Annotated in this window: 7 protein-coding genes; 2 read left to right on the forward strand and 5 right to left on the reverse strand. The window is 70.8% G+C overall.

Annotation, left to right across the window (positions count from 1 at the left end):
• Positions 1–20: 20 nt before the first annotated feature.
• Positions 21–1,616, reverse strand: a complete 1,596-nt coding sequence (locus IPK24_08995; GenBank protein ID MBK8075684.1) for a 4-coumarate--CoA ligase family protein — start codon at positions 1,614–1,616, stop codon at positions 21–23.
• Positions 1,617–1,933: 317 nt separating this feature from the next.
• On the opposite strand from IPK24_08995, the gene IPK24_09000 reads away from it, so the two are divergent.
• Both IPK24_09000 and IPK24_09005 read left to right on the forward strand, forming a co-directional pair.
• Positions 1,934–4,468 carry an ATP-dependent Clp protease ATP-binding subunit gene (locus IPK24_09000; GenBank protein MBK8075685.1) on the forward strand — a complete coding sequence of 845 codons (2,535 nt, stop codon included), beginning with the start codon at positions 1,934–1,936 and terminating at the stop codon, positions 4,466–4,468.
• Between the two features lie 196 nt (positions 4,469–4,664).
• Positions 4,665–5,345 carry a hypothetical protein gene (locus tag IPK24_09005; GenBank protein ID MBK8075686.1) on the forward strand — a complete coding sequence of 227 codons (681 nt, stop codon included), beginning with the start codon at positions 4,665–4,667 and terminating at the stop codon, positions 5,343–5,345.
• Positions 5,346–5,453: 108 nt separating this feature from the next.
• Here the strand turns inward: IPK24_09005 and IPK24_09010 are convergent, their stop codons facing one another.
• From IPK24_09010 to wecB, 4 genes are all read right to left on the reverse strand, one after another.
• Positions 5,454–7,214: a polysaccharide deacetylase family protein gene (locus tag IPK24_09010; protein ID MBK8075687.1), complete on the reverse strand. Its 1,761-nt coding sequence runs from the start codon at positions 7,212–7,214 to the stop codon at positions 5,454–5,456.
• Positions 7,215–7,281: 67 nt separating this feature from the next.
• Positions 7,282–8,835 carry a Tat pathway signal sequence gene (locus IPK24_09015; GenBank protein ID MBK8075688.1) on the reverse strand — a complete coding sequence of 518 codons (1,554 nt, stop codon included), beginning with the start codon at positions 8,833–8,835 and terminating at the stop codon, positions 7,282–7,284.
• A 139-nt stretch (positions 8,836–8,974) separates the two neighbouring features.
• On the reverse strand, positions 8,975–10,876 hold the full coding sequence (locus tag IPK24_09020) for a DUF2334 domain-containing protein (GenBank protein MBK8075689.1): 1,902 nt from the start codon (positions 10,874–10,876) through the stop codon (positions 8,975–8,977).
• Positions 10,877–10,896: 20 nt separating this feature from the next.
• Positions 10,897–12,498, reverse strand: a complete 1,602-nt coding sequence (wecB, locus tag IPK24_09025) for a UDP-N-acetylglucosamine 2-epimerase (non-hydrolyzing) (GenBank protein MBK8075690.1) — start codon at positions 12,496–12,498, stop codon at positions 10,897–10,899.
• Positions 12,499–14,801: the final 2,303 nt, after the last annotated feature.

The following is a 14,801-nucleotide window of genomic DNA, read 5'->3' on the forward strand; positions in this document are numbered from 1 at the left end:
GAGGCCCTCGGGCGGTGGGGTCACCGGAGCAGTCGGCGCAGGATCTTTCCCGACGCCGACTTCGGAATCGACTCGACAAACGTGACATGTCGGATCTGTTTGAACGAGGCCACTTGGCCGGCGACGAAACTCTTGATGTTCTCTTGATCCACCGAGGCGCCCGGGCGGACCACGACAAAGGCGCTGGGGACCTCTCCGGCGTCCGGGTCCGGTGTTCCGACGACCGCCGCATCGGCTACGTCGGGGTGGGTGAGCAATACCGCCTCGAGTTCGGCGGGCGCCACCTGGAAGCCCTTGTACTTGATGAGCTCCTTGAGCCGGTCCACCACGAACACATGACCGTCGGCGTCGACGTGCCCGATGTCCCCGGTGTGCAGCCAGCCCTGTGAATCCAAGGTGAGCTCGGTGGCGGCGGGATTCTTCAGATAGCCGCGCATGACCTGGGGCCCGCGAATCCACAACTCCCCGTCGGCACCGTCGGCGACGTCCTGCAGGGTGGCGGGGTCCACGATGCGCATCTCGGTGTTCGGTGCCGTCACCCCGACCGAGCCGGGCTTCAAACCACCCAGGGGGGTCAGGTGCGAGACCGGCGACATCTCCGTCATGCCGTAGCCCTGCACCACCTCGCAGCCGAGTCGGCGGCCCGCCTCCTCGGAGAGCTCGGCCGACAGCGGGGCGGCACCCGAGAACACCTGCCGCAGCGCCGAGAGGTCGTAGGAGTCCACGATCGGGTGCTTGGCGAGGGCGACCACGATCGGCGGTGCCACGAAGCTGCGCGTGACGGCGTACCGCTGGTGCAGGTCGAGGAACTGCTCCAGGTCGAAGCGGGGCATGGTGATCACGGTGGCGCCCACGCGGAGCCCGCAGTTCATGATCACCTGCATGCCGTAGATGTGGAAGAACGGCAGGACGGCGATGAGCTTCTCGTCCTCGGCCAGGCCGGCCGGCGCGATCACCTGGGCGATGTTCGCCACCAGGTTGTGGTGGCTGAGCATGACCCCTTTGTTCACCCCGGTGGTTCCGGAGGAATAGGGCAAGACGACCACGTCGTCCGGATCGACGGGAACCTGGGTGGCGAGCGGGGCGCCGAACAGGGTGGCCAGGGCCTTCGCGGGCAGGGCCGTGGCGACGGATTCGTCGTGGGAATCGGGGCTGGAGGCCTCGCTCGGGGCGTCGTCCGCCGGACCGATCAGATAGAGGTCCGTGACGGCCGTGCCCTCGCTGGCGGCGCGGGCCACGGGCAGGAAGGGGGCCACGGTGATCAGCAGCGTGGCCTCGGCGTCCAGGAGCTGTTTGTGGACCTCGCCGGCCGTGTAGGTCGGGTTCACGGTGGTCAGCACCCCGCCGGCCATGGCCACCCCGTGGAAGATCACTGCGTACTCGGGCAGGTTCGGCGCCATCAGGGCGACGACCTGGCCGGGACGCAGGCCGTGAGCGACCAGTCCACCGGCCAGGGATCGGATCGACTGCTCGAGCTGGGCGTAGGTGAGGGTGCGGCCGGTGGGGCCGTCGATCAGCGCCGGTTTGTCCCCGAGTTCAGCGGCACGGGCCAGGACATAACCGGTCAGGGCGACGCGCGGGATCTCGACGTCCGGCAGGGGGCTGTGGTGAATCATGTCCAGATCTTGCTGTGACGGGCGTCACTTGGCTAGTCCCCGACCGCCACATCGGCGGTGCCCCATACCCACGGCGACCCGGATTCGCCCTCGTGACGCTTATGCCAGCAGCGAACAGCCGAACCCGGATCGGCAGCTGTGGAACACGAAAGTGCAGCTCACCGTTGGCCGAAGCACCGGGTAAGCAGGGAATCGCCACCGTGACTCGTGCGACACGTCTGGTGATCCCCCTGGATGCCACAGATAGCATCGAGAGGTCAAACGAGTCGACGGCAGGCCGACCTGTTGTCACCCGCCCGACCACACGAGGAGCGCAGATGTTCGAGAGGTTCACCGACCGCGCCCGCCGTGTCGTCGTCCTGGCTCAGGAGGAGGCCAGGATGCTGAACCACAACTACATCGGCACCGAGCACATCCTCCTCGGCCTGATCCACGAGGGTGAGGGAGTCGCCGCCAAGGCGCTCGAATCCCTCGGCATCTCACTGGACGCCGTACGCGAGCAGGTGCAAGAGATCATCGGTCAGGGGCAGCAGGCGCCGTCCGGGCACATCCCGTTCACGCCGCGCGCCAAGAAGGTGTTGGAGCTGTCGCTGCGCGAGGCGCTGCAGCTGGGGCACAACTACATCGGCACCGAGCACATCCTGCTCGGCCTCATCCGTGAGGGTGAGGGCGTCGCCGCCCAGGTGCTGGTGAAGCTGGGGGCCGACCTCAACCGGGTCCGCCAGCAGGTGATCCAGCTGCTGTCCGGCTACCAGGGCAAGGAGCCCGCGACCGCCGGCGGGACCCAGGAGGGCACGCCGTCCGGCTCGCTGGTGCTCGATCAGTTCGGCCGCAACCTCACCCAGGCCGCCCGCGACGGCAAGCTCGACCCGGTCATCGGGCGCGAGAAAGAGATCGAGCGGGTCATGCAGGTGCTCTCGCGCCGCACCAAGAACAACCCGGTGCTGATCGGTGAGCCCGGCGTCGGCAAGACCGCGGTCGTCGAGGGCCTGGCCCAGGCGATCATCAAGGGCGAGGTCCCCGAGACGCTGAAGGACAAGCAGCTCTACACCCTGGACCTCGGCGCCCTGGTGGCGGGTAGCCGCTACCGCGGTGACTTCGAGGAGCGCCTGAAGAAGGTGCTGAAGGAGATCCGCACCCGCGGCGACATCATCCTGTTCATCGACGAGATCCACACCCTGGTGGGTGCCGGTGCCGCCGAGGGCGCGATCGACGCCGCGAGCATCCTCAAGCCCATGCTGGCCCGCGGTGAGCTGCAGACCATCGGTGCCACCACGCTGGACGAGTACCGCAAGCATGTCGAGAAGGACCCCGCGCTGGAGCGGCGGTTGCAGCCGATCCAGGTGCAGGAGCCCTCGCTGGCCCACACCATCGAGATCCTCAAGGGTCTGCGCGACCGGTACGAGGCGCACCACCGGGTCTCGATCACGGACGGCGCGCTGGTCGCCGCCGCCACCCTGGCGGATCGCTACGTCAACGACCGGTTCCTGCCGGACAAGGCCATCGACCTGATCGACGAGGCCGGCGCCCGGTTGCGGATCCGTCGTATGACGGCGCCGCCGGACCTGCGCGAGTTCGACGAGAAGATCGCGCAGACCCGCCGCGAGAAGGAGAGCGCGATCGACGCGCAGGACTTCGAGAAGGCGGCCTCGCTGCGCGACACCGAGAAGAAGCTGCTGGCGGCCAAGGCCGAGCGCGAGAAGCAGTGGAAGGCCGGCGACATGGACGTCGTGGCCGAGGTGGACGAGGAGCTGATCGCCGAGGTGCTGGCGACGGCGACCGGCATCCCGGTGTTCAAGCTCACCGAGGAGGAGTCCTCGCGCCTGCTGAACATGGAGGCCGAGCTCCACAAGCGGATCATCGGTCAGAACGACGCGATCAAGGCGCTGTCCCAGGCGATCCGGCGTACCCGCGCCGGGCTGAAGGACCCGAAGCGCCCCGGTGGCTCGTTCATCTTCGCCGGCCCCACCGGCGTCGGGAAGACCGAGCTGGCCAAGGCCCTGGCCGAGTTCCTGTTCGGTGACGAGGACGCGCTGATCCAGCTCGACATGAGCGAGTTCAGCGAGAAGCACACCGTCTCGCGGCTGTTCGGCTCCCCGCCCGGGTACGTCGGGTACGAGGAGGGTGGCCAGCTCACCGAGAAGGTGCGGCGCAAGCCGTTCTCGGTGGTGCTGTTCGACGAGGTCGAGAAGGCCCACCCGGACATCTTCAACTCGCTGCTGCAGATCCTGGAGGACGGTCGCCTGACCGACAGCCAGGGTCGGGTGGTCGACTTCAAGAACACCGTGATCATCATGACCACGAACCTGGGTACCCGTGACATCGCCAAGGGTGCGCAGATGGGCTTCCAGTCGGGCACCGACACCAAGACGGCGTACGAGCGGATGAAGGCCAAGGTCAACGAGGAGCTGAAGAACCACTTCCGCCCCGAGTTCCTGAACCGCGTCGACGACAACATCGTCTTCCCGCAGCTGTCGCAGGAAGAGATCGTCCAGATCGTCGACCTGATGATCGCGAAGTTGGACGAGCGGATGAAGGACCGCGACATGGGCATCGAACTGCGCCCCGCGGCCAAGGCCCTGCTGGCGATCAAGGGGTACGACCCGGTGTTGGGGGCGCGGCCGTTGCGCCGCACCATCCAGCGCGACATCGAGGACGCCCTGAGCGAGAAGATCCTGTACGGCGAGCTGAAGGCCGGGCAGATCGTGGTGGTCGACGCCGAGGGTGAGGGTGAGAGCGCGCACTTCACCTTCACGGGAGCGGTGAAGTCGCCGATCGCCGACCCCACGCTGGTCGAGCCGGCAGCCGCCGGTGGCAGCGGGTTGAGCGAGACACCCGCGGCCGAGGGGTGAGCCGGGGTACTCGTCGGCACTGATCGCATCGAAGGGGCACGGCCCACCTGATCGGGTGGGACGTGCCCCTTCTGCATGCCGGTCTCACAGCTGGTCACAGGCTCGGCACAGAGCCACACCAGGGCGCGATCAGGGGCGGATCCGAACCTGGTCCTGTGATCGCAACGGGCGATCGAAGGCCGCGAGAGAGGCACGCATGATGACCCAGGATCCGATGAACGAGCCCACCACGGACCAGCCGCAGACGAGCTGGGGCACCTCGGCGACCCCGTCGGGGACAGCCGACAAGCCCCGGGGTCGTCACCGCCGGGGCACCGTGGCCGCGGTTGGGCTCCTGGCCGCCGGCGCGATCGCCGGCGGCGTGTTGGCGGGCACCCTGACGGCGTCTGCCGAGACGACCCCCACGCCCTCGGCGTCCAGTGCACCGAGCGCCTCGGGCTCCTCGGACAGCGCAGCGGGGCCGGACGCCGCGACCGGTCAGCAGGGTCGCAGCGGAGCGCAGCGCGGGTCGAACGGCGGCGCCGACGGGCAGAAGGTGCACGGCTCGGCCCCGGTGCGCGACGACGAGAAGGCGCTGAGCACCGCCGATGCCGCGACGGTGACGGCAGCCGCGCTGAAGGCGGTACCGGGCGGGACGGTCTACCGGGTCGAGACAGACGCCGGTGACGGCGAGTACGAGGCCCACATGACCAAGGCCGACGGCACCGAGGTCACCGTGAAACTGGACGCCGATTTCGCGGTGACCGGGGTCGAGGACGGTATGGGCACGGGCGACCCCGCGCCGAAGGGCGGTCCCGGTGGCGGTGCCCCGAACGGCACGGCCCCGAATGGCGCTCCCCACGGCACGGCGAGCGCGACGCCGTCCACCCAGGGCTGATCGCCGACAGCCACCCCGGGTACGCCGCACCCAACCCGCGGTGATCATGCAATCCGTGCACGAAACGTGCACGGATTGCATGATCACCAAGAGGGCTTGCCACGCTCCTCAGAGCTGGTCGGCGGGCACGAATTGGTAGCCGAGCTCCTGGATCCCGTCGATCGTGGCGGCCAGGTCGGCCAACGGGTAGTGCGGGTGGAAGAAGAAGCTGGCCACGGCCTGGGTGACCACGAGGTTGGCGGCCGCGTTGTGCACCAGGTCCTTCGGGGTGCGGGCCGGGTGCTGGTTGTAGGGCAGCGGCTCGATGTTGCCGAGATTCTCGGGCAACACGACGCCGCCGTAGACGTCGTGCACGCGATAGGGGAAGTACTGCCCGATCGAGTGCGTGGGATCGGCCCCGGCCCGCAGCGTGCCCCCGAACAGTAGTTCGCGTTCGTACCGGGTGCCGTAGATCCGGCGCATGCCTCGGTACGCGGCGGCGCTGGCGGTGTAGTGCGGTGTCTCGAAGATCGTGGGCGGGTCCAGTCCGGCCTCGGCGAGGGCCTGGCGTCCCCGCAGCACCCGGTCGGCAGCCCACGAGGGCGAGTCCTCGGGCAGCGGTGCCACCAGGCGCACCCAGGACGCCGCCTGGCAGGCCTGGAACTGATACGGCGGGTCGGGATTCGCCGAGCACCGGGCACGGAAGAACTCGAAGTCCTCGCCGCTGACCCCGTTGTAGGGGTTGGCGATGGCGCCGTACTGGTGGGTCAGGCCGTGTTGGACGAGGACCCCGCCGTGGGCCTGGGCGTACCGCAGCGCCTCGACCATCTCGGGCCGGTCCCGGAACGTCACGGTCTGGGGGGTGCCCTCGTTCTGAGCACCCGTCGGGTCGAGGTGCACCGGCACCACCCCGACCTGGAACGGAATGTGGTGCGCGGCAAGGTAATCGGCGAACTGCCGCAGCACGGCAGGGTCCGAGACCGGGCTGACGTCCTCGAGGCGCACGGCGGCCTTGCGGCTGGCCGGGGCATCGGGGGCCAGCGCGGCGAACAGCAGATCGGCATAGGCCAGGTACCGGTCGTCCTCGGCCACGTACGAGAACGGGTTCTCGCCGACATAGGTGAGGTTGGCCGAGCGGATCGCCCACGGCAGGCCGCCGTTGCGCAGCCGGGTGCTCGCCCCGATGCACGGCACCACCCGGCGTGACCGGGTGCAGCGGGCCTCGGCCAGCACGGTCACCGCGGCCGGCGACACCAGACGGGGCGCCAGGATGCCTGCCTGGTTGAGTGGCGAACGGGACAGCGTGCGGCCCTTGTAGTCGACCGCGGTGACGGCGTCCCGCAGGTCCAGACGCGAAGCGGTCGGATCCCAGCCGTATCGGGCCAGGAACGCCGAGTGCGTGGCCGACCCCGCCGCCCCGGAGAGCCTCCAGGGGTTCAGACCCGACCAGATGACGGGCACCGTAGAGGTGCGGACGTCGTCCAGCAGCGAGGGCGGCAACGGGGCGTCGTAGGTGGTGCCGAGGTAGATCAGGGCGCGGAACCGGCGGATCTGGCCGGCGCGGTAGCGCTCGGCGGGAATCGCGGTCACCGGCCCGAAGTGACTGGCCAGGTTGCCTGCGGCCTGGGCGTAGAGCTCTCCGATCCAGCCGTGCTCGCCGGCGGTGTCGTAGAGCACGAGCGTGGACGGCGCGCCGGGACCTCCGAAGGTGGTCACCGGTCCGGCGGGGACGTCGGCCCCGCCCGGCAGGGCGGCCGGTGCGGCTCCCGAGGTCGCCGGATACGCGACCGGCGTCCGTGACGGGGTCGTCGGGAGCGAGACCACCCCGGCCGTGGCCCCGGCGAGCACCAGACCGACCGCGAGCGACCACCGCCACCGGGCGCGGCCCACCGGCCTCACGGGGTGCCTGCGGCTCGGTCGGGGCTGGGTCCGGTCAGCGGTCCGGTCAGCCGCCCGGTCAGCGCGGGACGACCGCCCGGTAGGCCGCCGCGAAGGTGGCCCACAACCGGGTTCCCGGTCGGGCCTCCTGCGGGAAGTACCACCAGTACGTACCGCCGCCGGAGTACCGGTACCCGAGCACGGCCCGGGTGTAGAGGTCGGCCACGGCGGTGCGACCCGCGCCCCGCGGATCGGTGCGTGAGCCCCACCACCACACGTGGCTCAGGTCCGCGCTGCCGTACCCCAGTTCGGTGATCGAGATCCGTTGTCGGGGGAAGGCGGAGTGCAGGGTGGTGATCACCCGATCCAGGGCGAACCCCATCGGCGCCTGCTCGGGGTAGATGCTCACCCCGATCTCGTCGATCCGACGCAGCACCGAGGTGCTGAGGTTGCGCCGAGCCCAGCTGAACATCGAGGTCTGCGGGGTGTCCTGACCGAGCTGCCAGTACAACGTGACCAGGGTCCGAGCCCGTGAGTGGGCCTTGACGTAGGTCGCGGCGAACGCGACCTTCGCGGCCGCATCGCGACCCAGCCAATCGCCGTTGACCTCGTTGCCGACCTCCCAGACGTCGACCGCGGGCAGTCCTCGCACGTAGGAGGCGACTCGGGAACGCCACTGCGCCAGGCTGATCCGCGCCATGTCGGAGGAATCGAGCAACTGCCCGACCACCCGCAGGCCGGACCGGTGGGCGGTCGCCACGGCGGTGGCATACGAGGCCGGGGAGCGGCCGAGGTCGAACACGATGCGCAGCGCGCCGTCCCGCCGTGAGCCGCGCACGATCGAGGCGGCGGCGGCACTGGCCGTGCCCGCCGTCTGGGAGGAGTCGGTGGTGAATCCCCAGGCCGGGCGCAGCGACCGGTGGCCGGCGGCGAACTGCGTCCCGAACTCGGTGAGCAACAGCAGATCGGCCCGTACGGCGGCGTCGTAGGCGGACCAGGCCAGGCGCGCCCGATCGCCCTCGGCACGGGCCCGGTGCGCTGCCGTCAGGGCGGTCTGCGCGGCCTGCCACGTCGTGCGGAACCGGGCGCTGCTGCGGTAGCCCGGCCGGGCGATCAGCGCGGCTCGGGTGCGGCGCACGGCGTCCGTGGCCATCAGGTCGCTGAGCAGGTAGGTGCCCGGTCGGGGCAGATCGAGGATCACGGCGGAGTAGCCCTGCGAGCTGGGCCAGGAGAAGCCGAGCGCGGCCGGTGTCGCGGGCCGGTCCAGCGCCACGTCGCCGCCGTGGGCGTACAGGGGCCAGCCGCGCAGGACGCGCAGACTCGACGGGTCGAGCAGCATGTCGTCGTACCCACCGACACCGTGGCCGTTGGACTGCAGTGACCGGAAGGCCGACCAGGTCAACCGCCGTCCGCGCACGTCGTGCACCCGCAGTACCACCCGGCCCGCGGCGGACGCGACGACGGGCGGGGCGGCAGGGACCGGCAACCGCGGGTAGGCCAGGGCAGATCGGGCTGCGGACGGCGTCGCCGGGGTGCGTGCGTCCCGTCCGGGGTCGACCGGGGGTCGGCCGGACGGCGAGCCGGTGGCGAGCGTGAGTGCCGCCAATGAGCCCAGGGCGGCCGTGGCCAGCACGGCCACCAGACGGTGGCGGGTTCGCGGCGCACCGGGTGCGGCGGGCCGGAGCGGATTCGGCCCGGGTGGCCCTCCCCCCGACGAGGGGGGAGGGCCAGCGGCACGCCGAGTCATACGGTTCAACTCGGCTCATCGGCGATCAGAGCTGAGCCGCGGGGACGAAGGTGTACCCCAGCTGCTTGATTCCGCCCACGATCGCGTTCAGCTCGGCGAGCGGGTAGTCCGGGTGGAAGAAGAAGCTGGCCACCGACTCCGTGACGACCTGGTTGGCCGCCGCGTTCGCCACCACCTGCGCCGCAGTGCGGGGCGGGTTGTTGTTGTAGGCCTCCGATTCGAAGTTGCCCAGGTTCTCGGGCAGCACCTTGCCGCCGTAGATGTCGTTGACGCTGTAGGGGAAGAACTGGCCGAACACGTTGGCGCTGCTGCCACCCGACCAGATCGAGCCGCCGAAGAGCAGTTCACGCTCGTACCGGGTGGCGTAGACCTGCCGCATGCCGCGGTAGTCGGCCGCGGTGGCCGAGTAGTGCGGCGTCTCGAAGATGGTGGGCGTGCCCAGGCCGGCGTTGGTCATGAGCTGGCGCCCCGAGGTGACACGGCCCGCCGCCCAGGACTGGGAATCACCCGGCAGGGCACCGGTCAGTCGCACCCACGAGGTGTCGACGCAGGTCACGAACTGATAGGGCGGGTTCGGGGTCGACGAGCACCGCGCCCGGTAGAACTCGAAGTCGTCACCGCTGACCGCGTTGTACGGGTTGGTGACGTTCGAGTACTGGTGGGTGAACCCGTGCTGGATCAGCACGCCCCCCTTGGACTGCATGTACTTCAGGGCCGAGACCACCAACGGCCGGTTGGCCAGCGAGATCGTCGAGGCCGTCCCGCCGGTGAAGACGCCTCGCGGGTCGGTGTACCGCGGGATCACCCCGACCTGGAACGGCACGCCCTGGCTCGACAGCGAGTCGGCGAAGGCCCGCAGCACCGCCGGGTCGGAGGTCGGATTGACGTCCTCGAGCCGGACGGCGGCGCGCTTGGACGCGGTCGCGCCCGGCTTGAGCGCCGGGAACAGCAGGTCGGCGTAGGCCAGATAGCGGTCGCTCTCGGACATGTACGAGAACGGGATCTCGCCGACGTAGGTGAGGTTCGCCGATCGGATCGCCCACGGCACGCTGGTGCCGGTGCTCTGCGCGATCGCGGCGCACGCGGTGGGTGCGCCGGCGGCCGTGGTGCAGTTGGCCTGACCGAGAACGCTCACCGCGGCGGCGTTGGTGATGTGCGGGCCGAGCAGGCCGCCGGTGTTCAGGGTCGAGCGGGTCAGCGCCCGGCTCTTGTAGCTCACCGAGGCCATCGTGTCCGTGGTGTCCAGGTAGGACGTCGTGGGGTCCCAGCCGTACTTGGTGGTGAACGCCGTCTGGGTCGCCGATCCGGCGGCGCCCGAGAGCTGCCAGACGTTGAATCCGCTCCAGAGCACGGGCTTGGTCGAGGCGACGACGTCGTTGAGGAACGCCGCCGGGAGGGGCTCGTTGTAGGTCGAGCCGAGGTAGACCACGGCGGTGTGGTCGTTGATCTGACCGGCCACGTAGCTGGTCACCGGCTCGGCGGTGACCCGGCCGAAGTGCGTGGCCAGGTTGCCGGCCGCCAGGGCGTAGAGCTCACCCAGCCAGCCGTACGCGCTGGTGGTGTCGTACAAGACCAGCGTGGACGTGGTGCCGCCGGTGGGGCCGAAGCTGCGTGCGGTCGCCGGCGGGGTGACCGCCAGGGCCGAGACTGCCATCGGCGCAACCGTTGTCGCGCCGGCCGCGACAGTGGTCGATGCCGTGCGAGTGAGGGTGCGGGTGCGGGGTTTGGGCGCCGGGCGCGCGGGGATCCGGGGCCGGCCGGACGGTGGCGTCGGCGGGCTGATCAGCACGGGCTGCCGCTTGTCGTGGCGGCCGCCGTGTTTGCCGTGCCCCCCGCCTGCCGCCGGGGCCGGCTGGGCGGTGGTGAGCAGCGCCGTCAGGGCCACGCCGACGATCAGCGCCCCCCGGACTCGGGAGTGACGTGCCATGGACTTCCTCTCGTGATGGGTCATGCGGGCAGCAGTTCGAGCTGTCCCGAGGGCGGCCCGGCGAGGTCGGCGACCTCGTCGGGTAGCTCGATCCGGACCGGGCGGGCCGGGTCGAACTCGGTCGGGCGCTCGCCGCGACCGAAGAAGTGGGCGAGGGCCTCGACACTGCGCCGCGCCGCCTGGCCATCCCCGTAGGGGTTGGTCGCGTGCGCCATCGAGGCGTAGGCGGCAGGGTCGTCGTGAAGGGTGCAGACGGCGTCCACTACGGCGTCCTCGTCGGTGCCGATCAGGCGCACCGTGCCCGCGTGCACCGCCTCGGGGCGCTCGGTGGTCTCGCGCAGCACCAGGACCGGCTTGCCGAGCCCCGGGGCCTCCTCCTGGACGCCGCCGCTGTCGGTGAGCACGATCGAGGCGCGTTGCAGCAACCGGCAGAAGCCGCCGTAGGGCAGTGGCTCGGTGATCACGACATTCGCCAGCCCATCGAGGTGCGGCAGGATCGCCTCGCGCACCAAGGGGTTTCGGTGAGCGGGGAAGACCACCAGCAGGTCGGGGTAGCGCCGGGCCAGGCGGGCCAGGGCGCGCCCGATGCGCTGCATCGGTTCGCCCCAGGACTCGCGACGGTGGGCGGTCACCAGCAGCACCCGGGCGTCGCCGGCCAGCCGCCGTTCGAGTTCGTCGTCGCCGTAGGCCGGCACGCTCGCCAGGGTCTGGTGCAGGGCGTCGATCACGGTGTTGCCGGTGACCACGACCGCATCGGGTGAGACGTCCTCGGCCACCAGGTTGGCGCGGGCGGCCGCCGTGGGTGCCAGGTGCAGATCGGAGAGCATCGTGGTCTGGCGGCGGTTGAGCTCCTCGGGGAACGGCGAGGTGAGGTCATGGGTGCGCAGCCCGGCCTCGAGGTGAACCACGGGTACCTGGGCGTAGAAGGCGGCCAGCGCCACGGCGTAGGTGGTGGTGGTGTCCCCCTGGACGGCCACGGCGTCCGGCGCCACCTGCTCGATCACCGGAGTGATGCCCGCCAGCGTCCTGGCCGTGATCTCGGTGAGGGTCTGTCCGGGGGAGTGGATGTCGAGGTCGATGTCGGGGGTGATCCCGAAGACCTCGTTGACCTGGTCGAGCATCGCCCGGTGCTGACCGGTGACGGCGACGATGGGCTCGAAGTCGGCACTGTGCTGCAGCGCATGCACCAGCGGCGCCATCTTCACCGCCTCGGGGCGGGTGCCGTAGACCACCAGGATGCGTCGCGGTGATCCGGGGCGGCGCTCTGCGGCGCGGTCGATGAGAGGGATGGTCACGGTGCGGTTACCTCCACGGCGCGGATGGAGCGGAAGCGAACCTCGGCGTCCTCGGTGTAGAAGCCGTTCGCCCCGCTGAGATAGGGCTTGTCGTCGTCGCTGAATGCGGTGAGCAGCAGACCGTCGGCCGAGACCTTGATCGTGTTGCCCACCTGGGTGACACCGACCACGTGGGTGGTGCCGATGGGGAAGGCCGGGTTGGTTCCCGAGGCCAGGAATCGTTGCCCACCAGGGTGTTCCGGGTCCTGCTTGGACAGTTCCCAGCCGTTCGGTTTCAGGGCCAGGGCGTAGAACCGGTGTGGGTCCTGGTAGTGCCACAACACCCATCCGACTTCCCAGAGGTTGGGTGAGCCGGTGCGCAGTTGGCGCTCGGTGGTGACCGAGGTGGTCAGGCTGAGGTCGCCATAGCTGCGTCGGCTGACCACCAGGGCTGCGTGGGTGTGTTCGGTGCTGTCGGCCGGGCGAGGCGACAGGTGCAGGCTCTTCGCCTCGCCTCGCACCGTGCCGAATCCGGTGAACACCACGCGCCACGGGCCGTGCTCGGAACCGTCGGACCACGACCTGGTCATCGCCACCACCACGAACATCAGGACGCCGAGGACGAGCAGGGCGGCCACGCGGGCCCTCGCCGTGCGTCGGCGGTCGACCCGCACCGGCGCCGGTCGCGGCGGGGTGCGAGGCGGCGGCACTCGGGTGGCCGGGCCGGATCCGGTCACGCGCGGGTCCGGTCGGCAACGTCGGCCGTCTCGGCGGTCTCGGCGGTCTCGACGGTCGATGAGTGGTCCAGCAGGCCCCGCAGGTCGATCGTCCCGGACGAGGTGGACCTCGCGTCGGGGGCCACCTCGAGGCGTTCCTCGAGCGGTACCGGGGCGGTCGGCTGCAAGGTGAGGATCCGGGGTGTCGTGGCACTGATCGGCCGACTGGGACGCGCGGTCCGTTCCTCGATCCGACCGGTCTTGGCCCAGCCGGTGCGCCCGCGCACCATGCGCCAGGCCGCTCGCCACCCGGCGAGGTACCACATCAGTCCGTAGACCACGTAGCCGTGAGCCAGCAGCGCCGTGCGGGTCCAGCTCGGCCGTGGCATCTGGGCCGCGCGGTAGACGGCGGCGAAGGCCAGCGTCGGTCCCACGGTGAGCAGGTAGCTGCCGAGCATCCACCAGGCGGGTTCGCCCTGCCCCTGGGCGGCCCGGATCACGTGGGCGATCACCGAGGCCAGGAACGAGGCCGACAACAACGAGGCGATCAACAGCAACAGCGGAGCCGACAGGTGGTAGGCCAGGTCGGCCCGGGCGCGCTTGGGGGGCGCCGCGCAGCACCAGCGGCAACAACCGCCAGGCCTGCAGGTGGCCCTGGAACCACCGGGTCCGCTGGCGCAGCAGGGCGCTCAGCGTGACGACGCCCTGTTGGTGCACGTCGACCGTGGGGCAGAAGTCGGTACGCCAGCCGGCCGCGATCAGCCGGATGCCCAGGTCGAGGTCCTCCGTCAGGCTGCGCGACCACGGCCGATCGCCGAGCGAGGCCAGGGCGGACAGGCGCATGAACTGTCCATTGCCCCCCAGGCCCACCGAGCCGAGGTGGCGCCGGGCGCGCTGGAAGACGCGGGTGTAGACCACGAACTCCACGTCCTGCATCCGGGCCAATCGGCTGGAGAACCGGTTGACGATCCGCACCCCGATCTGCACCCCGGCCATGCGCGGATCGGCGAAGTACGGCTCGACCTCGTCCAGCGCCCGCGCGTCCAGGCGGCCGTCGGCGTCCAGCACCACGACGATCACATCGTGCGGATCGCGACCGGCCGCCTCGGCGCGGCGCAGCACCTCGCGACAGGCGGCGTTGAGCGCCTCGCCCTTGCCCTGGCGGGCCTCGGGTGGGTGTCGCCGGAGCAGGCGCACCCGGGGGTCGTCCAGGGATTCGACCTCGGCCGCGGTGGCGTCACTCGAGGCGTCGTCGATCACCACGATCTCGAGCCGGTCGTGCGGCAGGTTCAGCAGCCGGCTCACCGAGGCGCGGATCACCCGCTCCTCGTCCAGGCACGGCACGAGGACGACGAACCACGGACGCCGTGCGGGTACCCGCTGGCTGGGCTCGCCGGGCGCTGTGGGGCGCCGAGGCCGGTGACTGGCGATCAGCATGATCAGCGCATGGCCGAGGGCGGTGGCCACGAGGGAGCCGGCGAGCAGGCGCATCGGCCACTCCACCGGTCGGTAGCCCTCGGCGTCGCCATGGTCGGTGCTCGGCGGGGGGGCCGGTGCCTGGGCCGTGGGAGCGGTGGGTGTGGGCAGGTCCACCGTGCGTACGGCGCCGTCCTGGGTCAGCGAGAGGGCCAGCGGGCTGGTGCGCGACAGCAGGGGGGGAGCGGTGAACTGCACGTGGAACTGGTGGGTGAGGTCGACCAGCATCCGCGCGGGTGCGGCCGAGAACACCCGGTCGGGGCTGCCCGAGCCCACGGTGAAGGCGCCGGTCGCGGGGGCCAGGTCGGAGATCGCTGCGGCACCGGCGAGTTCGAGAACGAACAGCTGGGTGCCGCTGGCGGCCAGCCGAGAACGCACCCGGGCCAGGGCGGCCGGGTCCGGTGGGCGCAGATCGGCGGTGGCCAGGACGACGGTGCGTCGCACCGTGCTGCCCGAGGA

The sequence above is a fragment of the Kineosporiaceae bacterium genome (genome assembly GCA_016713225.1).
GTDB lineage: Bacteria > Actinomycetota > Actinomycetes > Actinomycetales > Kineosporiaceae > JADJPO01.